Source organism: Streptococcus mitis subsp. hohhotensis, assembly GCF_000722775.1.
In the GTDB taxonomy this organism is placed as follows: domain Bacteria; phylum Bacillota; class Bacilli; order Lactobacillales; family Streptococcaceae; genus Streptococcus; species Streptococcus carlssonii.
The window spans coordinates 392,958-414,616 of the sequence record NZ_JPFZ01000009.1; the positions used below are offsets into that span (position 1 = coordinate 392,958).

Consider the following 21,659-nt stretch of genomic DNA (forward strand, 5'->3'; position numbering starts at 1 on the left):
GATGAACGAATTTGAAGATTTGCTAAATAGCGTTAGCCAAGTTGAGACTGGTGATGTTGTTAGTGCTGAAGTATTGACAGTTGATGCGACTCAAGCTAACGTTGCAATCTCTGGAACTGGTGTTGAAGGTGTCTTGACTCTTCGCGAATTGACAAACGATCGCGATGCTGATATCAATGACTTTGTTAAAGTAGGAGAAGTATTGGATGTTCTTGTACTTCGTCAAGTAGTTGGTAAAGATACTGATACAGTTACATACCTTGTATCTAAAAAACGCCTTGAAGCTCGCAAAGCATGGGACAAGCTTGTTGGTCGCGAAGAAGAAATTGTTACTGTTAAAGGAACTCGTGCCGTTAAGGGTGGACTTTCAGTAGAATTTGAAGGTGTTCGTGGATTTATCCCAGCTTCAATGTTGGATACTCGTTTCGTACGTAACACTGAGCGTTTTGTAGGTCAAGAATTTGACGCTAAAATCAAAGAAGTTGACGCTAAAGAAAACCGCTTCATCCTTTCACGTCGTGAAGTTGTTGAAGCAGCTACAGCAGCAGCTCGCGCTGAAGTATTCGGTAAATTGGCTGTTGGTGATGTTGTAACTGGTAAAGTTGCTCGTATCACAAGCTTTGGTGCTTTCATCGACCTTGGTGGTGTTGACGGATTGGTTCACTTGACTGAATTGTCACATGAACGTAACGTATCACCAAAATCAGTTGTAACTGTTGGTGAAGAAATTGAAGTGAAAATCCTTGATCTTAACGAAGAAGAAGGACGTGTATCACTTTCACTTAAAGCAACAACACCTGGACCATGGGATGGCGTTGAGCAAAAATTGGCTAAAGGTGATGTAGTAGAAGGAACAGTTAAACGTTTGACTGACTTCGGTGCATTTGTTGAAGTATTGCCAGGTATCGATGGACTTGTTCACGTATCACAAATTTCACACAAACGTATTGAAAATCCTAAAGAAGCTCTTAAAGTTGGTCAAGAAGTTAAAGTTAAAGTTCTTGAAGTTAACGCAGATGCAGAGCGCGTATCACTTTCTATCAAAGCTCTTGAGGAGCGTCCAGCTCAAGAAGAAGGACAAAAAGAAGAAAAACGTGCTGCTCGTCCACGTCGTCCAAAACGTCAAGAAAAACGTGATTTCGAACTTCCAGAAACACAAACAGGATTCTCAATGGCTGACTTGTTCGGTGATATCGAACTTTAATCAAATTGAAAATTCACAAAATCCTTTGTTTTCTAAACAAGGGATTTTTCTTTTGTCTGTAAGCCTTTTTTGATATAATAGTTCTATGTTAGAATCAGAAAAACAATCACGTTATCAAATGTTAAATGAGGAGTTCTCTTTTTTATTGGAAGGCGAAACCAATGTTTTGGCTAATCTTTCCAACGCCAGTGCTCTTCTAAAATCACGCTTTCCTAATACCGTATTTGCAGGCTTTTATCTGTTCGATGGAAAGGAATTGGTTTTAGGTCCTTTCCAAGGAGGTGTTTCCTGCATCCGTATTGCACTGGGAAAAGGTGTTTGTGGGGAGGCGGCTCATTTTCAGGAAACTGTTCTGGTTGGTGATGTAACAACTTATCCCAACTATATTTCTTGTGATAGTAGAGCAAAAAGTGAAATTGTTGTTCCGATAGTTAAGAATGGTCAATTGCTAGGGGTTCTGGATCTGGATTCTTCAGAGATTGATGATTATGATACTATGGATCGAGATTATTTGGAACAATTTGTCGCTATTTTGCTTGAAAAGACAGAATGGGACTTTACAATGTTTGGGGAGAAAGCCTAATGTATCAAGCACTTTATCGAAAATATAGAAGTCAAAATTTCTCCCAGTTGGTTGGTCAAGAAGTTGTGGCTAAGACCCTTAAACAAGCTGTAGAGCAAGAGAAAATAAGTCATGCTTATCTTTTTTCTGGTCCTCGTGGAACGGGAAAAACCAGTGTGGCTAAGATCTTTGCCAAGGCTATGAACTGTCCCAATCAAGTGGGTGGTGAACCATGTAATAACTGCTATATTTGTCAGGCAGTGACGGATGGTAGTTTAGAAGATGTCATCGAAATGGATGCAGCCTCTAATAATGGGGTGGATGAAATCCGTGAAATTCGTGATAAATCTACCTATGCCCCTAGTCTTGCCCGTTATAAGGTTTATATCATAGACGAGGTTCACATGCTGTCTACAGGAGCTTTTAATGCCCTCCTAAAGACGCTGGAAGAGCCAACACAGAATGTAGTCTTTATTTTGGCCACTACTGAATTGCACAAGATTCCTGCCACTATTCTATCCCGTGTGCAACGTTTTGAATTTAAATCGATTAAGACACAGGATATTAAGGAACATATCCACTATATTTTAGAAAAAGAAAATATTACTTCTGAACCAGAGGCTGTGGAAATTATCGCTAGACGAGCTGAAGGTGGAATGCGGGACGCCTTGTCTATTTTGGATCAAGCCCTGAGTTTGACACAGGGAAATGAATTGACGACTGCTATCTCTGAAGAAATTACTGGCACCATTAGCCTATCAGCCTTGGATGATTATGTGGCTGCCTTGTCTCAACAGGATGTTCCCAAGGCCTTGTCTTGCTTAAATCTTCTCTTTGAAAATGGTAAGAGCATGACTCGTTTTGTGACCGACCTTTTGCACTATTTAAGAGACTTGTTAATTGTTCAAACAGGGGGAGAAAACACTCATCATAGTCCAGTATTTGTAGAGAATTTGGCACTTCCTCAAGAAAATCTGTTTGAAATGATTCGCTTAGCGACAGTCAGTTTAGCAGATATTAAGTCTAGTTTGCAGCCTAAGATTTATGCTGAGATGATGACTATTCGCTTGGCGGAGGTTAAGCCTGAAGCAACTCTTTCTGGGGCGGTTGAACATGAAATTTCTGCATTGAGACAGGAAGTTGCCCGTCTCAAACATGAACTCGCCAATGTGGGAACCGTAGCTAAGCCAACAAATCCAGCTCCTAGTCGTCCAACAGCAGGCAAGACAGTCTATCGTGTGGATCGTAATAAAGTCCAATCTATCTTACAAGAGGCTGTCGAAAATCCTGATTTAGCACGTCAAAATCTGATACGCTTGCAGAATGCCTGGGGAGAGGTGATTGAAAGTCTAGGAGGTCCTGATAAGGCTTTGCTAGTTGGTTCTCAACCGGTTGCGGCCAATGAACACCATGCTATTCTTGCTTTTGAGTCTAACTTCAATGCTGGTCAAACCATGAAACGAGACAATCTCAACACCATGTTTGGCAATATCCTCAGTCAGGCAGCAGGTTTTTCACCTGAGATTTTAGCTATTTCCATGGAGGAATGGAAAGAAGTTCGCGCAGCCTTTTCAGCCAAAGCCAAATCTTCTCAAACTGAAAAAGAAGCAGAAGAAAGTCTGATTCCAGAAGGATTTGAATTTTTGGCTGATAAAGTGAAGGTAGAAGAAGACTAAAGAAAGATTTCATGATACAATAAGTTTATGAATAGACAACAATTTATTATCATCGCGCTGTTTACAGCTGCTGAGACCTATTTTTTCAATGAAGCTTGGATGACTGGGCGTTATATTATGGCAGCCTTTTGGGCCATTTTGCTCTTTAGAAATTTCCGAGTTAGTTACTTGATGGGCAAGATTGTAGATGTCATTGACCAGCATTTAAAAGGAAAAGACTAGTCCTCAGCTTCTAGACAAAATCAAAGCCTTTTAGGCTTTTTTTGTTATACTATAAAAGTATATTTATTGACCTTTTACCGTATTTTCTAGGGAAATCAAGTATGTTTCCAGTAAGAACTGTAAAGGTCTTAAAAAAGAAAGGAATTATCATGTCAGTATTAGAGATCAAAGATCTTCACGTCGAGATTGAAGGAAAAGAAATTTTAAAAGGGGTTAACCTGACCCTGAAAACAGGAGAAATCGCCGCTATCATGGGACCAAATGGTACTGGTAAATCGACTCTTTCTGCCGCTATCATGGGAAATCCAAACTATGAAGTGACCAAAGGTGAAGTCTTGTTTGATGGCGTAAACATCCTTGAGTTGGAAGTGGACGAGCGTGCGCGTATGGGACTTTTCCTTGCTATGCAATACCCATCAGAAATTCCTGGCATTACTAACGCTGAGTTTCTTCGTGCAGCTATGAATGCTGGTAAAGAAGATGATGAGAAGATTTCAGTTCGTGAGTTTATCACTAAATTGGACGAGAAGATGGAATTGCTCAACATGAAAGAAGAAATGGCTGAGCGTTACCTCAACGAAGGTTTCTCTGGTGGTGAGAAAAAACGTAATGAGATTCTTCAACTTTTGATGTTGGAGCCAACATTTGCCCTTTTGGATGAGATTGACTCTGGTCTTGATATTGACGCTCTTAAAGTTGTTTCTAAAGGTGTGAATGCTATGCGTGGTGAAGGCTTTGGTGCTATGATTATCACTCACTACCAACGTCTTTTGAACTACATCACACCTGATGTGGTACACGTGATGATGGAAGGTCGTGTTGTCCTTTCAGGTGGTCCAGAATTGGCTGCGCGTTTGGAACGTGAAGGATACGCAAAATTAGCTGAAGAACTTGGCTACGACTACAAGGAAGAATTGTAATTCCCTCGTATCTTTTAGGAGAAGTAAATGACTAAAGAAAATATTAAACTTTTTTCAGAAATGCACGCTGAACCAAGCTGGTTGGCTGACCTCCGTCAAAAAGCTTTTGACAAGATTGAGACTTTGGAATTACCAGTTATTGAGCGTGTCAAATTCCACCGTTGGAATCTGGGGGATGGAACGATTACAGAAAGCGAGCCATCAGCAAATGTTCCAGATTTCACAGCTCTAGATAACCACTTGAAGTTGGTGCAAGTAGGAACTCAAACTGTTTTTGAGCAAACTCCAGTTGAGTTAGCTGAACAGGGTGTTGTCTTCACAGATTTCCATTCAGCTTTAGAAGAAATTCCAGAGCTGATCGAAGAATTCTTCATGTCATCTGTTAAGTATGACGATGACAAGTTGGCAGCTTATCACACTGCTTACTTTAACAGTGGTGCTGTTCTCTACATTCCTGATAATGTTGAGATTGCTGAACCTATCGAAGGAATTTTCTATCAAGACAGCGATAGCGATGTGCCGTTTAACAAGCATATTATGATTATCGCTGGTAAAAATTCTAAGATTAGTTATCTGGAACGTTTAGAGTCACGTGGTGAAGGAAGTGCCAAAGTAACTGCTAATATCACAGTAGAAGTAATTGCACGTTCTGGTGCTCAAGTGAAGTTTGCTGCGATCGACCGTCTAGGTGAAAACGTCACTGCTTACATTAGCCGTCGTGGTAAATTAGGCAACGATGCAAGCATTGACTGGGCAATCGGTGTCATGAACGAAGGGAACGTCGTTGCGGACTTTGATAGCGACTTGATTGGAAATGGTAGCCATGCGGACCTTAAAGTGGTAGCTCTTTCAAGTGGCCGTCAGGTACAAGGGATTGATACCCGAGTAACTAACTATGGTTGCAACTCAATCGGAAATATCCTACAACATGGGGTTATTCTTGAAAAAGCAACTTTAACTTTCAACGGTATCGGTCACATTATCAAGGGTGCTAAGGGAGCGGATGCGCAACAAGAGAGTCGTGTTCTTATGCTTTCAGACCAAGCACGTTCAGATGCCAACCCAATTCTTTTGATTGATGAAAATGACGTAACTGCTGGTCACGCTGCTTCTATCGGACAAGTAGATCCAGAAGATATGTACTACCTCATGAGCCGTGGCTTGGATAAGGCAACTGCAGAACGCTTGGTTGTTCGTGGTTTCCTTGGATCTGTTATCGTTGAGATTCCAGTCAAGGAAGTTCGTGATGAAATGATTGCAACTATCGAAGAAAAATTGTCAAAACGCTAAGGGGTAGCCTATGTTAGATGTAGAAGCGATTCGCAAGGATTTTCCAATTTTAGATCAGATTGTTAACGATGAACCTCTGGTTTATCTGGATAATGCCGCGACGACACAAAAACCACTAGCAGTTCTGGAAACGATTAACCGCTATTATGAGCAGGACAATGCCAATGTTCATCGTGGGGTTCATACCTTGGCAGAGCGGGCGACTGCTTCCTATGAAGCTGCTCGTGAAATTATTCGTAAGTTTATCAATGCAGGGTCTACAAAGGAAGTTCTCTTTACTAGAGGAACGACGACCAGTCTTAATTGGGTAGCGCGCTTTGCTGAGGAAGTCTTGACTGAGGGAGACCAGGTCTTGATTTCCGTCATGGAACACCATTCTAATATCATTCCTTGGCAGGAAGCCTGCCGCAAGACTGGAGCAGAGCTTGTTTATGTCTATCTCAAGGACGGAGCTCTGGATATGGATGATTTGCGAGCTAAATTGACTGATAAAGTTAAGTTTGTTTCCCTTGCTCACGCCTCAAATGTTCTTGGTGTGGTCAATCCAATCAAAGAAATCACTCAATTGGCCCACCAAGTTGGTGCCATCATGGTGGTGGATGGAGCACAATCTACACCTCATATGAAGATAGATGTTCAGGACTTGGATGTGGACTTCTTTGCCTTTTCAGGTCACAAGATGGCTGGTCCGACTGGTATCGGTGTCCTTTATGGTAAAGAAAAGTATCTAGAACAAATGTCACCCCTTGAATTTGGTGGTGAGATGATTGATTTTGTCTATGAGCAATCTGCTAGCTGGAAGGAGTTGCCTTGGAAATTCGAGGCTGGAACTCCTAACATGGCTGGTGCAATCGGACTTGCTGCGGCAGTAGATTATCTGGAAAAGATTGGTATGGATGCCATTGAAGCCCATGAACAAGGATTGATCGCATACGTCTATCCAAAACTGCAGGCGATTGAAGGACTGACCATTTATGGTTCACAGGACTTGGCTCAACGTTCAGGTGTGATTGCCTTTAACCTAGGTGATCTTCATCCGCACGACCTTGCGACTGCTTTGGATTATGAAGGAGTAGCTGTTCGAGCAGGTCACCATTGCGCTCAACCCTTGCTCCAGTATTTGGATGTTCCAGCAACAGCTCGTGCAAGTTTTTATATCTACAATACCAAGGCTGACTGCGACAAGCTAGTCGATGCCTTACAAAAGACAAAGGAGTTTTTCAATGGCACTTTCTAAACTAGATAGCCTTTATATGGCAGTGGTAGCGGACCATTCGAAAAATCCACATCACCAAGGGAAGTTAGAAGATGCTGAGCAAATCAGTCTCAACAATCCGACCTGTGGAGATGTTATCAATCTCTCCGTCAAGTTTGATGCAGATGACCGCTTGGAAGATATCGCTTTTCTAAACTCAGGTTGTACCATCTCGACTGCCTCTGCGAGCATGATGACGGACGCAGTTTTAGGAAAAACCAAACAAGAAATCTTAGAACTGGCGACTATTTTTTCTGAAATGGTTCAAGGGCAAAAAGATGACAGACAAGATAGTCTTGGTGATGCTGCTTTCTTGTCAGGTGTTGCCAAATTCCCTCAACGAATCAAGTGTGCAACCCTAGCTTGGAACGCCCTCAAGAAAACAATTGAAAATCAAGAAAACAAGTAAGGCAAGTTTCTTTTGTCTTATGAATCAGTAGAAATGAAGAATGAAAGAAAGGATATTATGGCTGAAGAAAGAGTAGAACCAAAACCAATTGATCTTGGTGAATATAAATTTGGTTTCCATGATGATGTAGAGCCTGTCCTATCGACAGGAAAAGGATTGAATGAAGATGTCATTCGTGAACTATCAGCTGCTAAGGGAGAACCTGAGTGGATGTTAGAGTTCCGTTTGAAGTCTTATGAAACCTTCAAAAAAATGCCCATGCAAACTTGGGGAGCAGACTTGTCAGAGATTGATTTTGATGACTTGATCTACTACCAAAAACCATCTGATAAACCAGCTCGTTCATGGGATGAAGTTCCCGAAAAAATCAAAGAAACCTTTGAACGTATCGGGATTCCAGAAGCTGAGCGTGCTTATTTAGCTGGTGCCTCTGCCCAGTATGAGTCAGAAGTGGTTTACCACAACATGAAGGAAGAGTTCCAGAAATTGGGGATTATCTTTACAGATACGGATTCTGCCCTCAAGGAATACCCAAACTTGTTTAAACAATACTTTGCTAAGTTGGTACCGCCAACAGATAACAAGTTGGCTGCCCTTAACTCAGCAGTATGGTCTGGTGGAACCTTTATCTACGTACCAAAAGGGGTCAAGGTAGATATTCCTCTTCAAACTTACTTCCGTATCAACAACGAAAATACTGGTCAGTTTGAACGTACCTTGATTATCGTTGATGAAGGAGCAAGTGTCCATTATGTAGAAGGATGTACAGCGCCAACTTATTCAAGTAACAGCTTGCATGCTGCCATTGTAGAAATCTTTGCCTTGGATGGTGCTTATATGCGTTATACAACCATCCAAAACTGGTCTGATAACGTCTATAACTTGGTAACAAAGCGTGCTAAGGCTCAAAAGGACGCCACTGTTGAGTGGATTGATGGAAACTTGGGTGCCAAAACAACCATGAAATACCCATCTGTTTACCTAGATGGAGAAGGGGCGCGTGGAACCATGCTTTCGATTGCCTTTGCTAATGCAGGGCAACACCAAGATACTGGAGCTAAGATGATCCACAACGCTCCACATACAAGCTCGTCTATCGTGTCTAAATCCATCGCTAAAGGTGGAGGTAAGGTTGACTATCGTGGACAAGTAACCTTTAATAAGAACTCTAAGAAATCTGTTTCTCACATTGAGTGTGATACTATTATCATGGATGACTTATCAGCATCAGATACTATTCCATTTAATGAAATTCATAACTCGCAAGTAGCTTTGGAACACGAAGCCAAGGTTTCTAAGATTTCAGAGGAACAACTCTATTACCTCATGAGCCGTGGATTGTCAGAATCTGAGGCAACTGAGATGATTGTTATGGGATTTGTAGAACCCTTCACCAAAGAACTTCCAATGGAATATGCAGTTGAGCTGAATCGCTTGATTAGCTACGAAATGGAAGGATCAGTTGGGTAAAATTTGTTTTTAGATTTACCCCCAATCAAGGATCTTGAAGATGAACTTGTAACAACAAGAGACTGAGAAAAAGGTTTTAAGAACAGAAAATGCATGATATCAGGAGCCAAAAAACTTGATATTATGCATTTTATTGTGGGAAGATTTATTGTATTCTCTCATGAAATAGAGTTTTTTCCTAAGCGCTTTTGATTTTTGATATAGTTTTGTGAGGACGAAGTAAGACAATATATAAAATAGTCAGTTCAAGCCACGATATAGTTGCTTAGTTTAAAATAAGCATCTTATAATAAAGCTATGACATATAGTACAGATTTTAAACAAGGAGCATTAGATTACATCAAAGAGGGACACAGACATGTCGAGACATACAAAGTTTTTGATGTTGGCGGCAGAACTCTCTTCACGTGGGAAAAGAAAGACGTGAGCAAGGACACTTAGAGCGGAAAAAGTGAGTCGTCAAAAAGTGGAAAATTCCTTTAGAGGAATTGAAAGCCTTTGTAGAGGCTCATCCAGATGCTTTTTTACGGGAAATTGCGGCACATTTTGATTGTGCTGTTCCTTCAGTATGGGGAGCTTTAAAGCAAATTCATATCACTTTAAAAAAGATGACTAGCTTTAAGGAACAAGATTCTGAGAAAGTCGCTGAATTTCTTGATATTTTGGATAACCTAAAAGATTTACCAGTCGTATATATTGACGAAACGGGAATCGACCGCTACCTCTATCGTCCCTATGCACGGGCTCCTAGAGGGAAGAAAGTCTATGAAAAGATTAGCGGACGGCGTTTTGAGCGGACTTCAATTGTTTCAGGACAAGTAGACGGAGAGTTTATAGCTCCCATGATTTACAAGGAAAGTATGACGAGTGATTTCTTTGTGGAGTGGTTCAAAACGCAGCTCTTGCCTGATTTGAAGACACCTCATGTTATTGTTATGGACAATGCTAGTTTTCGTCCCAAGCATATCTTGGATGAACTGTGTATCCAAGATAGACACTTTTTCTTACATCTAGTATCTTATTCACCAGATTTGAATCCTATTGAGCAAACTTGGGCTATCTTGAAAAAGAAAGTGACGGATTTATTAAGGGAAGTTCCAAATATTTTTGAATGTTTGGAACGCTTTTTTAAAACTAAATGACTATAATTATAAAATGCTTATTGATTTTGATTTAAAATGAGTCAAAAAGCCGTTGCACAACGGTTTTTTGTTATAATTAAATGAAAAATGTAGAATAAAAGGAGAAAACCATGACATTTGAAGAAATTCTGCCTGGATTAAAGGCTAAGAAAAAATATGTACGTACTGGTTGGGGAGGGGCTGAAAACTATGTCCAACTTTTTGACACCATTGAACAAAACGGGGTTGCACTTGAAGTGACACCTTATTTCCTAATCAACGTGTCTGGAGAAGGAGAAGGTTTTTCCATGTGGAGTCCGACACCTTGTGATGTTTTGGCGATAGATTGGGTAGAAGTGCATGACTAAATGTGTACTCATTACAGGCGTGAGTTCAGGGATTGGTCTGGCTCAAGCTCGCCTCTTTTTAGAGAAGGGGTATCAAGTTTATGGAGTTGACCAAGGTGAAAATCCACTCTTAGAGGGTGATTTTCACTTTTTACAGAGAGATTTAACCTTGGACTTGGAACCTATTTTTGACTGGTGTCCTCAGGTGGATGTTTTGTGCAATACTGCTGGAGTTTTGGATGATTATAAACCACTTTTGGAACAGACAGCGCAGGAAATTCAAGAAATTTTTGAAATTAACTACGTGACTCCTGTTGAGTTGACTCGTTATTATTTGACACAAATGCTAGAGAATAAAAAAGGGACCATTATCAATATGTGTTCCATAGCTTCGAGCCTAGCAGGTGGCGGTGGACACGCCTATACTTCTTCGAAGCACGCCTTGGCTGGATTTACCAAGCAGTTGGCTCTAGACTATGCAGAAGCTGGGATTCAGGTCTTTGGTATCGCTCCAGGAGCAGTCAAGACAGCTATGACTGCTGCGGACTTTGAGCCAGGTGGATTGGCTGCCTGGGTCGCTAGTGAAACACCAATCAAGCGCTGGATTGAACCAGAGGAAATAGCAGAGATTAGCCTTTTCTTAGCAAGTGGGAAAGTGAGTGCCATGCAAGGACAAATATTGACAATAGACGGTGGATGGTCTTTGAAGTAGGAGGATCTGATGGAAATCAAAAAATACTTTGGAGTCTACGCTGTTTGCTTTGAAAATGGGAAGTTACTCTGCATTGAAAAAACGAGAGGCCCTTATCAACATCGGTACGATCTACCTGGAGGCAGTCAGCAACTTGGTGAAGGACTGACGGAAACGCTGACTAGAGAAGTTATGGAAGAGACGGGATTTACTGTTAGAAGCTATTCTAATCCTCGAATCTACGATGTTTTCGTCAGGGAAGAATTAAAAAATTTTATGGTTCACCATATCATGGCGTTGTATGATGTTGAAATGAATGAGAGTGCACCTCAAGTTACGATTTCGGAAGCTGTGTCTGATGGTGCGAATGATTCACTTGGATATATTTGGAGGGATATTCAAGAGATCACAGAAGAAAATGCATCGCCATTAGTCTTGAAGATCAAAGCAGAATTATTAGGATTTCCAGAATTGGACAAGACATCTTACATGAATTGGAAGGTGAATGATGAGAAATCAACTTGCCCTTAGTGGCGAAAAACATGATGAAAAAGTTTACCCACAACTATTTCATCATGTTGGCATGATTCGTGGGGAATATTTGTTGAGAGAGCTTAATCAAAACATCATATTAGCAAGTTGTCAGCAATTTGTAAAAGATTATCTAGAGACTATCTGCTCCCTGTACTCAGATGAAGAAGTTTGGTATCGTTTTACTGAATTAACGAATACAGAAGCTAATTGTTTAGAGGGGACTAAAGAGTATTTTGATGAAAATCATCCCTTATTTGGATATAGAGGGACTAGGCGTTTGCTGGCGTGTCTGGATGAATTTCAGGCTGAAGCACATGTCGTTACAGAAGTTTATCAAACCAATCCCAATCTGTCTCTTATTTTTCCTTTTGTCAATGATGCTGAGCAGTTAAAGCAAGCTATTACAGTATTGCGTCAGCAGGGTTTTACTGGGAAAATTGCCACGATGATTGAATTACCGTCAGCATATTTTGACTTAGACAGCATACTGGAAACGGGAATTTCAAAGATTGTAGTTGGAATGAATGATTTGACTTCTTTTATTTTTGCCACTGTGAGAAACAGTCAATGGCATGATATGGAAAGTCCAATTATGTTAGATATGTTAATACAGATGCAGGATAAAACAAGGATGAAAAAGATTGATTTTGCTGTAGCAGGCTATCTGAATACTTCTTTCATACAAAAAATGAATCAGATGGGTATCGAATGCATTATCCACTACAGTTCTATTCCAGAGATTTTTAATTTAGAGATTGACCATCCAGACCACCTCAAACGTGTAAAAGAAGTAAGTAAAAAATTACAAAGGAGCAACCCATGACACCGCAGGAAATGTGGAATGCATACAAGAAAATTAATCCCTCTATAGGAGATGAGATAGATGCCTGGGCTTTTGGAGTAGATGCCGATCTCTTGGCAGATTTGGTCTTAGGAGGCGAAAAGACGGCAACGGCCTCAGCCTACGACCTCTACGCACTAGAAGACGAACCTCTTCCACAAGAAGGGACCTTCGATGTTATTTTAGATAGTCAAAATCAGGCTGTCTGCATTGTCGAAATTAACAAGGTTTCCGTTGAACCCTTTCATCAAGTTTCTGCTCAACATGCCTTTAAGGAAGGGGAAGGTGACAAATCTTTAGCCTATTGGCGTCAGGTTCATGAGGACTTTTTCACAGACTGTTTGGGTGAAGCAGGACTGACTTTTACACCTGACAGTAAGGTTGTTTTAGAAGAATTTCGCAAGGTCTACCCACTGTAGACTGTTAGATGGAAGAAAGTTTTGGAAATCGCTGTCCAATCCTTTTTTCTCAAGCAAAACATGATATAATAAGTTTGTTTGAAGAAGAGCTCTAGCTCTTAAACTTAGATAGGAGAAAACTATGCAAGCAGTTGAACATTTTATTAAGCAATTTGTTCCTGAACATTATGATTTATTTTTAGACTTGAGTCGTGAGACCAAGACTTTTTCAGGAGAGGTGACTATTAGTGGTCAAGCACAGAGTGACCGCATTTCCCTTCATCAAAAAGACTTGGAAATCGCTTCTGTAGAAGTTGCAGGGGTAGCTTGTCCATTTACAGTTGACCATGAAAATGAAGCCCTTCATATTGAACTTGCGGAAGCAGGTCAAGTTGAAGTGGTTATCGCTTTCTCAGGAAAAATTACAGACAACATGACAGGGATTTACCCATCTTACTACACAGTTGATGGAGTGAAGAAGGAAGTCTTGTCTACTCAGTTCGAGAGTCATTTTGCGCGCGAAGCCTTCCCATGTGTGGATGAACCAGAAGCCAAAGCAACTTTTGACCTCTCTCTACGTTTTGACCAAGCAGAAGATGAATTGGCCTTGTCTAACATGCCAGAAATCGATGTTGAAAAACGTAAGGAAACAGGTATCTGGAAGTTTGAGACAACACCTCGCATGTCTTCTTACTTGTTAGCCTTTGTAGCAGGTGATTTGCAAGGTGTGACCGCTAAAACTAAAAATGGTACCCTCGTAGGTGTTTATTCAACCAAAGCCCACCCACTATCTAACCTTGATTTCTCACTGGATATCGCTGTTCGCTCTATCGAGTTTTACGAAGATTACTATGGAGTTAAGTACCCGATCCCTCAATCTCTCCACATCGCCCTTCCTGACTTCTCAGCTGGAGCTATGGAAAACTGGGGTCTTGTGACCTACCGTGAAGTTTACTTGGTTGTGGATGAGAACTCTACCTTTGCCAGCCGTCAACAAGTTGCTCTTGTTGTGGCACATGAATTGGCTCACCAATGGTTTGGTAACCTTGTTACTATGAAATGGTGGGATGACCTTTGGCTCAATGAAAGCTTTGCTAACATGATGGAGTACGTCTGTGTGGATGCTATTGAACAAAGCTGGAATATCTTTGAAGATTTCCAAACAGGTGGAGTACCTCACGCTCTTGAACGTGACGCAACTGATGGCGTGCAGTCTGTTCACGTCGAAGTCAAACACCCAGATGAAATCAATACGCTCTTTGACGGAGCTATCGTCTATGCCAAAGGAAGTCGCCTCATGCACATGCTTCGTCGTTGGCTAGGTGATGCCGATTTTGCCAAAGGTTTGCATGCCTACTTTGAAAAACATCAGTACAGAAATACAATTGGTCGTGACCTTTGGGATGCTCTTGGTCAAGCATCTGGCCGTGATGTTTCAGCCTTCATGGATTCTTGGTTGGAACAACCTGGTTATCCAGTTCTCACTGTCAAAGTTGAAAATGATGTTTTGAAGATTTCACAAAAACAATTCTTTATCGGTGAGCACGAAGACAAGAACCGTCTCTGGGTTGTGCCACTAAACAGCAACTGGAAAGGCTTGCCTGATACACTTGAAACTGAAAGCATCGAAATTCCAGGCTACGCAGCTCTTCTTGCTGAAAACAAAACAGCACTTCGTCTCAACACTGAAAATACAGCCCACTACATTACAGACTATCAAGGAGACTTGTTAGATGCTGTTCTTTCTGACCTAGTTGAGCTTGATAACACAAGCAAATTGCAAATCGTCCAAGAACGTCGTTTGCTTGCTGAAGCAGGGCACATTTCTTATGCTGACTTGCTCCCAGTTCTTGATAAACTTGCTAAGGAAGAATCTTACCTTGTCGTTTCAGCTGTTTCTGAAGTAATTTCTGCTCTTGAGCGCTTTATCGATGAAGGAACAGAAGCTGAAAGAGCCTTCAAAGCCTTGGTTGCTAAATTGGCTCGTCATAATTATGACCGTCTTGGTTTTGAAGCTAAAGACGGAGAATCAGATGCGGATGAATTGGTTCGTCAGTTGGCTGTTTCTATGATGATTCGCTCAAATGATGCAGAAGCTAGTCAAGTCGCTAGCCAAATCTTCGCGGCTCACAAGGAGAATCTTGCAGGACTTCCAGCAGCTATTCGCTCACAAGTCCTGATCAATGAGATGAAACATCATGAGACCAAAGACTTGTTAGCACTTTATCTTGATACTTATACTCACGCAACAGATGCTGTCTTTAAACGTCAGTTGGCAGCCGCTCTTGCCTATAGTAAAGATGCGGACAATATCCAAACCTTGATTGCTTCTTGGAAGGACAAATTTGTGGTTAAACCACAAGACTTGTCTGCATGGTATTACCAATTCCTAGCTCATCAAGCAACTCAGGAAACAGCTTGGTCTTGGGCTCGTGAAAACTGGGCTTGGATTAAGGCAGCTCTTGGAGGAGATATGAGCTTTGATAGCTTTGTTATCCTTCCTGCTCACGTATTTAAGACTCAGCAACGCTTGGCAGAGTACAAGGAATTCTTTGAGCCACAACTTTCTGACCTTGCTCTTAGCCGTAACATCAGTATGGGAATCAAGGAAATTGCAGCGCGTGTTGACTTGATTAACCGTGAAAAATCAGCAGTGGAAGTAGTCGTTCTTCAATACGGAAACGCATAAATAAGCCTAAAATAAAAAGAAAACTCAGCTATCTCATGTAAAATGCAGAGAGTTGAGTTTTTTTTAAGGCAAATTTGGTATAATGGTTTTAATAAGGAGGAGTTTCTCATGATAAAAATCTTATTGGTTGAGGATGATCTAGGCCTGTCAAATTCAGTATTTGACTTTTTAGACGATTTTGCGGATGTCATGCAGGTATTTGATGGGGAAGAAGGTCTCTATGAAGCTGAAAGTGGCGTCTATGATTTGATTTTGCTCGATTTGATGTTACCTGAAAAAAATGGTTTCCAAGTCTTGAAAGAATTGCGTGAAAAGGGAATTACGACTCCAGTTCTGATCATGACTGCCAAGGAAAGTTTGGATGACAAGGGACATGGATTTGAATTGGGTGCAGATGATTATCTGACCAAACCTTTCTACCTAGAAGAACTCAAAATGCGGATTCAAGCCCTTCTCAAACGTTCAGGTAAATTTAATGAAAACACCTTGACTTATGGAAATATTGTGGTTAATTTGTCAACAAATACTGTTAAGGTTGAAGATACTCCAGTCGAATTACTGGGGAAAGAGTTTGATTTACTAGTTTATTTCCTTCAAAATCAAAATGTGATTTTGCCGAAGACTCAGATTTTTGATCGTCTATGGGGATTTGATAGTGATACAACGATTTCAGTTGTCGAAGTTTACGTTTCAAAAGTCCGTAAGAAATTAAAAGGAACCACTTTTGCAGAGAATTTACAAACCTTGCGCAGTGTTGGGTATATTTTAAAAGATGTTCAGTAAACTAAAAAAAACATGGTATGCGGATGACTTTAGTTATTTTATCCGTAACTTTGGTGTCTTCACTCTGATTTTTTCCACCATGACTCTTATTATTTTGCAAGTCATGCATTCGAGTCTTTATACTTCGGTGGATGATAAGCTTCATGGACTGAGTGAAAATCCTCAAGCAGTTATTCAGCTGGCGGTAAATAGGGCAACAGAAGAGATTAAAGATTTAGAGAATGCCGCTACAGATTCTAGCAAGACTGAGATAAAACCCAATGTCAGTTCCAACACAGAAGTCATTCTTTTTGATAAGAATTTTACCCAGCTCCTTTCTGGAAATCGATTTTTGGGATTGGATAAGATTAAGTTAGAAAAGAAAGAACTAGGCCATATCTATCAGATTCAGGTTTTTAATAGCTATGGACAAGAAGAAATCTATCGCATGATTTTGATGGAAACCAATATCAGTTCGGTTTCAACCAATATCAAGTATGCAGCTGTCTTGATTAATACCAGTCAGTTGGAGCAGGCCAGTCAAAAGCACGAGAAATTGATTGTGATTGTGATGGCTAGTTTCTGGATTTTGTCTTTGCTCGCCAGTCTCTATCTAGCTAGGGTCAGTGTTCGTCCTCTGCTTGAGAGCATGCAGAAGCAACAGTCCTTTGTGGAAAATGCCAGTCATGAGTTACGAACTCCACTTGCAGTTTTGCAAAATCGCTTAGAGACCCTTTTCCGTAAGCCAGAGGCAACCATTATGGATGTGAGCGAAAGCATTGCATCGAGTTTGGAAGAAGTCCGAAATATGCGCTTTTTGACAACGAACTTGTTGAACTTAGCTCGTAGAGATGATGGGATTAAGCCGGAACTTGCAGAAGTTCCAACTAGTTTTTTCAATACGACTTTCACAAACTATGAAATGATTGCTTCTGAAAATGACCGTGTCTTCCGTTTTGAAAATCGGATCCATCGAACGATTGTCACGGATCAGCTTCTCTTGAAGCAGTTGATGACTATCCTATTTGATAATGCTGTCAAGTATACTGAAGAGGATGGTGAAATTGATTTTCTTATCTCGGCGACTGATCGCAATCTGTATTTACTGGTTTCCGACAATGGAGTCGGTATTTCAGCAGAAGATAAGAAGAAAATTTTTGATCGTTTTTATCGAGTGGACAAGGCTAGAACCCGACAAAAAGGTGGTTTTGGTTTAGGATTATCTCTGGCCAAGCAAATTGTAGATGCGCTTAAAGGAACCATTACTGTTAAAGATAATAAACCCAAGGGAACAATCTTTGAAGTGAAGATTGCTATCCACACACCATCGAAAAAGAAAAAATAAAAATATCGCTCCAGACGGGGCGATATTTTGGATTACGTGACTTTCAGTCCGTTTCGCTAAGTCAGGTGTGATACAGGCAAACCACCCGTTTTAGGGGTGGTCATGATTAAAATAACATAAAAATCTTGACAGATGAACTTAAAAAATGTAAACTATTTACTGGTTAATTAATTGGTTAAATAGCCAATTTAGAAAACTATTTAATCAAGTAAAGGAAGTTAAGAAAAAGCTTCATCATTTATTGAAATGAGGGATTTATGAAATTCAGTAAAAAGTATATAGCAGCTGGATCAGCTGTTATCGTATCCTTGAGTCTTTGTGCCTATGCACTGAACCAGCATCGCTCGCAGGAAAATAAGGACGATAATCGTGTCTCTTATGTGGATGGCAGCCAGTCAAGTCAGAAAACTGAAAACCTGACACCAGATCAGGTTAGCCAGAAAGAAGGAATTCAGGCTGAGCAAATTGTCATCAAAATTACAGATCAGGGCTATGTGACGTCACACGGTGATCACTATCATTACTATAACGGGAAAGTTCCTTATGATGCCCTCTTTAGTGAAGAACTCTTAATGAAGGATCCAAACTACAAACTTAAGGATGGAGATATTGTCAATGAGGTCAAGGGTGGTTATATCATCAAGCTCGATGGAAAATATTATGTCTACCTGAAAGATGTAGCTCATGCTGATAATGTTCGAACTAAAGATGAAATCAATCGTCAAAAACAAGAACATGTCAAAGATAATGAGAAGGTCAGCGCTGATGTTGCTGTAGCAAGGTCTCAGGGACGCTATACGACAGATGATGGTTATGTCTTTAATCCAGCTGATATTATCGAAGATACGGGTGATGCTTATATCGTTCCTCATGGAGGTCACTATCACTATATTCCAAAAAGTGATTTATCTGCCAGTGAGTTAGCAGCAGCGAAAGCTCATCTAGCGGGCAAAAATACGCAACCGAGTCAGTTAAGCTATTCTTCAACAGCTAGTGACAATACTACGCAAGCAATAGAGCAAGGATCAACTAGCACGTCAGAAAGTAAGACTGAAAATCTCCAAAGTCTTTTGAAAGAACTCTATGATTCACCTAGCGACCAACGTTACAGTGAATCAGATGGTCTGGTCTTTGACCCTGCTAAGATTATCAGTCGTACACCAAATGGAGTTGCGATTCCGCACGGCGACCATTACCATTTTATTCCTTACAGCAAGCTCTCTCCTTTAGAAGAAAAGATTGCTAGAATGGTGCCTATCGGTGGAACTGGTTATACGTTCTCTACAAATGAAAAACCTAATAAAGTAGCGTCTAGTCTAGGAAGTCTTTCAAGCAATCCTTCTTCTTCAACGACAAGTAAGGAACTCTCTTCAGCATCTGATGGTTATATTTTTAATCCAAAAGATATCGTTGAAGAAACGGCTACAGCTTATATCGTCAGACATGGTGATCATTTCCATTACATTCCTAAGGCGAATCAAATTGGGCAACCGACTCTTCCAAATAATGGGTTAACAACACCTTCGCCATCTCTTCCAGTCAATCCTGGTGTTTCACATGAGGAACATGAAGAAGGTGGACACGGCTTTGATGCTAATCGTATTATTGCGGAAGATGAGTCAGGATTCATCATGTCACATGGTGACCATAATCATTACTTCTTCAAGAAGGACTTGACAGCAGACCAAATCAAGGCAGCGCAAGACCACTTGAAAGGGGCAAATACAGCAACACCAAATCCAGCTCATGATGACGATCACGATGAAGATCATCATGGACACCATCATGGGAAAGACCATGATCACGGTTTTGATGCCAATCGTGTCATCAGTGAGGATGAGCAAGGATTTGTCATGAGTCATGGAGACCACAATCATTACTTCTTCAAGAAAGATTTGACAGCTGAACAAATTAAGGCAGCTCAGGATCATTTGAAAACACATCATGATGCAGAGCCTGTAAAACCTCTTGCTAAAACGGTAGAGTCTTTCTCAAGAGATGCTAGCGATGAAGAAAAAATAGCTTACATTTCTAAGACCTATGGTGTTCCACTTGAAGCGATTAGAATTTCAAACGGATTCTTTGTTTTTGGAAATCCAGACCAAGCCTACGATCCAACTCATATCCATCCCTATGCTGTTCGTAAGGAACACGTTCGTTTGCCACTTCAAACTGGCAATCCAGAGCTTGATTTCCTAAATGAACTCTATACCACTGCTTTGCGAGATGGTGTGTCTCCTTATAGCTTACAGGTAGAAAATGGTAGTTTTGTGATTCCTCATGGCGACCACAATCACTACATCAAGGTTCAAACGAAGGGCTATGAAGTAGCTTTGAAAAACAAGATTCCAGCCCTACAATCCAATTATCAACCTGGAGCTTTTGATGAGAAGGCAGTCTTGGAAAAAGTAGATCAACTTCTAGCTGATAGCAGAAGTATCTACAAAGACAAGCCTATCGAACAAAGACAGATTGAGTTAGCCTTAGGTCAGTTTACTGAGAACATGAAGAAACTGGCAACTAACTCTACAGCAGGTTATCTTGCAACCCTTGATCTCTTTGATAAGCAATATATCCATATTGATGAAAGTGTTAAGCCTGTTAAAACAAGCGCTCTAGATAAGAAATATCAAGCCTTGATTGATAAAATCAATACACTAGATACAGATTCTTATGGACTTCCTAAGAAGGACCTTCTCGTTCGACTACAGGAAGCTAAGTTGGCTAAAGATGAGGCTGCTTTAGCAGCGGTTGAATCACAACTTCAAGCTCTTCAAGACTTTAATGACCGAACAGGTGTTACAACTGTAGAATACATCAAGTACTTCTACGAACACGTAAATGACGGTCGTTTGAGTGATGAACTTCGAAACAAAGTAGCTCAGTTGACTTGGACTTTGTATCAATCACAATCCTTCCTTAAGGCAGCAGAATTGAACAAATTATTCCCAAGCATCTATCAAGCAAAACAAGAAGTAGAAGAAGCTTTGAAAGCTCAACCAACTACTGCTAAATCGACTAAGACAGTTCTAGATACTGAAAAAGTTGATAATCAAAGTGCCAAGACAGCTATTTATGGCTTCTTGAAAGAATTGTACGGAGACTTTATGCCTGAAGAACATGTCAATCATGTTAGCAAGGAAGAAGTAGAAAGCCTCTTGAGCAAGGCAACTCAACTCTTGGAACAAATCCAAGAAGAAGGAATCAGACAATCCTTGGCAGAAGAAGTAGAAAATCTTAAAGCTGCTACAAACAAGGCTGATGCAGACTTGGATGAAGTAAACAGTCAGGTGAAAGATGTCTTGACTCGTATCGCTAGCGCCCTTCAACAAGAGAAGGAAAATACTGAGCAAGATCCTCAGACACTTGTACTCTATCAAAAACTCTATGATATCCTCATGTCGCTTCACGCTTACTTAGAAAACAATAAGGGTTCTGATGAGGACTTTGACAAGGTAGATGCTTTACTAGATCAACTTTCTGCCAAGAGTAAAGATAAGGCTGCTTTACTTGAATTGACAAAAGCTATTCTGGTCTTGAATCAAGAAATCAAGTCAAAATCAAGCGTAACTGAAGAAGCAACTCCAGCAGCAAAGTCTGAGAAGACCAGTACTGAAACTGAAACATCAGCAGCTGCGGAATCTAACAGTGAAACTGCAAATGACGAAAACAAACCAAGCAACACAACAGATTCTAAACCTGCTGAATCAACTTCAGAAAAGGGAACAACAGAATCTACAACAAGTACTGGAAATCAAGAAAAACCAGTAGAATAAAAAAGTTGGTAGATAAAAAAGTTTGTGGTCGTAGATCTAGGAGATTTTCCAATTCAAGGCTGTTTCCTATTTCTCATTGTAATTATAAACCATGGCAACATAAGAAAACGAGCATTTCCAACTGAGGAGGTGCTCGTTTTTTGATAG

The 21,659-nt window shown here is 40.6% G+C and carries 20 protein-coding genes; all 20 read left to right on the forward strand.

All coding sequences use genetic code 11. From position 1 onward, the window contains the following. Position 1: 1 nt before the first annotated feature. The 20 genes from rpsA (at position 2) to SK608_RS04725 (ending at position 21,512) form a co-directional block, all read left to right on the forward strand. A complete protein-coding gene (gene rpsA, locus SK608_RS04635) occupies positions 2–1,204 on the forward strand; it encodes a 30S ribosomal protein S1 (protein ID WP_033676925.1) in 1,203 nt (400 codons plus the stop codon). An 85-nt stretch (positions 1,205–1,289) separates the two neighbouring features. Further along, positions 1,290–1,787, forward strand: a complete 498-nt coding sequence (locus tag SK608_RS04640) for a GAF domain-containing protein (protein WP_033676928.1) — start codon at positions 1,290–1,292, stop codon at positions 1,785–1,787. Further along, positions 1,787–3,442: a DNA polymerase III subunit gamma/tau gene (dnaX, locus tag SK608_RS04645; RefSeq protein WP_033676930.1), complete on the forward strand. Its 1,656-nt coding sequence runs from the start codon at positions 1,787–1,789 to the stop codon at positions 3,440–3,442. The genes SK608_RS04640 and dnaX overlap by 1 nt, the downstream gene beginning before the upstream one ends. Before the next feature lie 27 nt (positions 3,443–3,469). Continuing rightward, positions 3,470–3,664, forward strand: coding sequence for a DUF3272 domain-containing protein (locus tag SK608_RS04650; RefSeq protein ID WP_001081602.1), 195 nt, complete (start codon positions 3,470–3,472; stop codon positions 3,662–3,664). Positions 3,665–3,813: 149 nt separating this feature from the next. Further along, positions 3,814–4,584: a Fe-S cluster assembly ATPase SufC gene (sufC, locus tag SK608_RS04655; protein WP_000114489.1), complete on the forward strand. Its 771-nt coding sequence runs from the start codon at positions 3,814–3,816 to the stop codon at positions 4,582–4,584. Between the two features lie 27 nt (positions 4,585–4,611). Next, entirely contained in the window at positions 4,612–5,874 is a 1,263-nt protein-coding gene (gene sufD, locus SK608_RS04660) for a Fe-S cluster assembly protein SufD (protein ID WP_033676932.1), read from the forward strand. Positions 5,875–5,884: 10 nt separating this feature from the next. Then, on the forward strand, positions 5,885–7,111 hold the full coding sequence (locus tag SK608_RS04665; protein ID WP_033676933.1) for a cysteine desulfurase: 1,227 nt from the start codon (positions 5,885–5,887) through the stop codon (positions 7,109–7,111). Beyond that, the gene (sufU, locus tag SK608_RS04670; RefSeq protein ID WP_004261446.1) at positions 7,098–7,538 is read left to right on the forward strand and encodes a Fe-S cluster assembly sulfur transfer protein SufU; all 441 of its coding nucleotides are present in this window, start codon (positions 7,098–7,100) and stop codon (positions 7,536–7,538) included. The genes SK608_RS04665 and sufU overlap by 14 nt, the downstream gene beginning before the upstream one ends. Before the next feature lie 57 nt (positions 7,539–7,595). Continuing rightward, positions 7,596–9,008: a Fe-S cluster assembly protein SufB gene (sufB, locus tag SK608_RS04675; protein WP_033676939.1), complete on the forward strand. Its 1,413-nt coding sequence runs from the start codon at positions 7,596–7,598 to the stop codon at positions 9,006–9,008. Positions 9,009–9,305: 297 nt separating this feature from the next. Next, the gene (locus tag SK608_RS12045; RefSeq protein WP_152548850.1) at positions 9,306–9,449 is read left to right on the forward strand and encodes an IS630 transposase-related protein; all 144 of its coding nucleotides are present in this window, start codon (positions 9,306–9,308) and stop codon (positions 9,447–9,449) included. 47 nt (positions 9,450–9,496) lie between these two features. Then, complete coding sequence (locus tag SK608_RS11905; RefSeq protein ID WP_419992011.1) at positions 9,497–10,150, forward strand: transposase; 654 nt, start codon at positions 9,497–9,499, stop codon at positions 10,148–10,150. 110 nt (positions 10,151–10,260) lie between these two features. Then, positions 10,261–10,497: a DUF2829 domain-containing protein gene (locus tag SK608_RS04685; RefSeq protein ID WP_033676940.1), complete on the forward strand. Its 237-nt coding sequence runs from the start codon at positions 10,261–10,263 to the stop codon at positions 10,495–10,497. Next, on the forward strand, positions 10,490–11,188 hold the full coding sequence (locus tag SK608_RS04690) for a 3-oxoacyl-ACP reductase (protein WP_033676942.1): 699 nt from the start codon (positions 10,490–10,492) through the stop codon (positions 11,186–11,188). Before SK608_RS04685 ends, SK608_RS04690 begins: the two co-directional genes overlap by 8 nt. 9 nt (positions 11,189–11,197) lie before the next feature. Beyond that, a complete protein-coding gene (locus SK608_RS04695; protein WP_033676945.1) occupies positions 11,198–11,698 on the forward strand; it encodes an NUDIX hydrolase in 501 nt (166 codons plus the stop codon). Beyond that, entirely contained in the window at positions 11,676–12,524 is an 849-nt protein-coding gene (locus SK608_RS04700) for a putative PEP-binding protein (protein WP_033677775.1), read from the forward strand. The genes SK608_RS04695 and SK608_RS04700 overlap by 23 nt, the downstream gene beginning before the upstream one ends. Then, positions 12,521–12,961, forward strand: a complete 441-nt coding sequence (locus tag SK608_RS04705; protein ID WP_033676947.1) for an ASCH domain-containing protein — start codon at positions 12,521–12,523, stop codon at positions 12,959–12,961. Before SK608_RS04700 ends, SK608_RS04705 begins: the two co-directional genes overlap by 4 nt. 121 nt (positions 12,962–13,082) lie before the next feature. Beyond that, positions 13,083–15,629 (forward strand): M1 family metallopeptidase, encoded by a 2,547-nt coding sequence (locus tag SK608_RS04710; RefSeq protein WP_033676949.1) that lies wholly within the window; start codon positions 13,083–13,085, stop codon positions 15,627–15,629. A 108-nt stretch (positions 15,630–15,737) separates the two neighbouring features. Continuing rightward, positions 15,738–16,412, forward strand: a complete 675-nt coding sequence (ciaR, locus tag SK608_RS04715) for a two-component system response regulator CiaR (protein WP_000590639.1) — start codon at positions 15,738–15,740, stop codon at positions 16,410–16,412. Beyond that, positions 16,402–17,736 carry a two-component system sensor histidine kinase CiaH gene (gene ciaH, locus SK608_RS04720; RefSeq protein ID WP_033676951.1) on the forward strand — a complete coding sequence of 445 codons (1,335 nt, stop codon included), beginning with the start codon at positions 16,402–16,404 and terminating at the stop codon, positions 17,734–17,736. The genes ciaR and ciaH overlap by 11 nt, the downstream gene beginning before the upstream one ends. A gap of 257 nt (positions 17,737–17,993) precedes the next feature. Further along, positions 17,994–21,512 (forward strand): pneumococcal-type histidine triad protein, encoded by a 3,519-nt coding sequence (locus SK608_RS04725; protein WP_033676953.1) that lies wholly within the window; start codon positions 17,994–17,996, stop codon positions 21,510–21,512. The last annotated feature ends 147 nt before the right edge of the window (positions 21,513–21,659 follow it).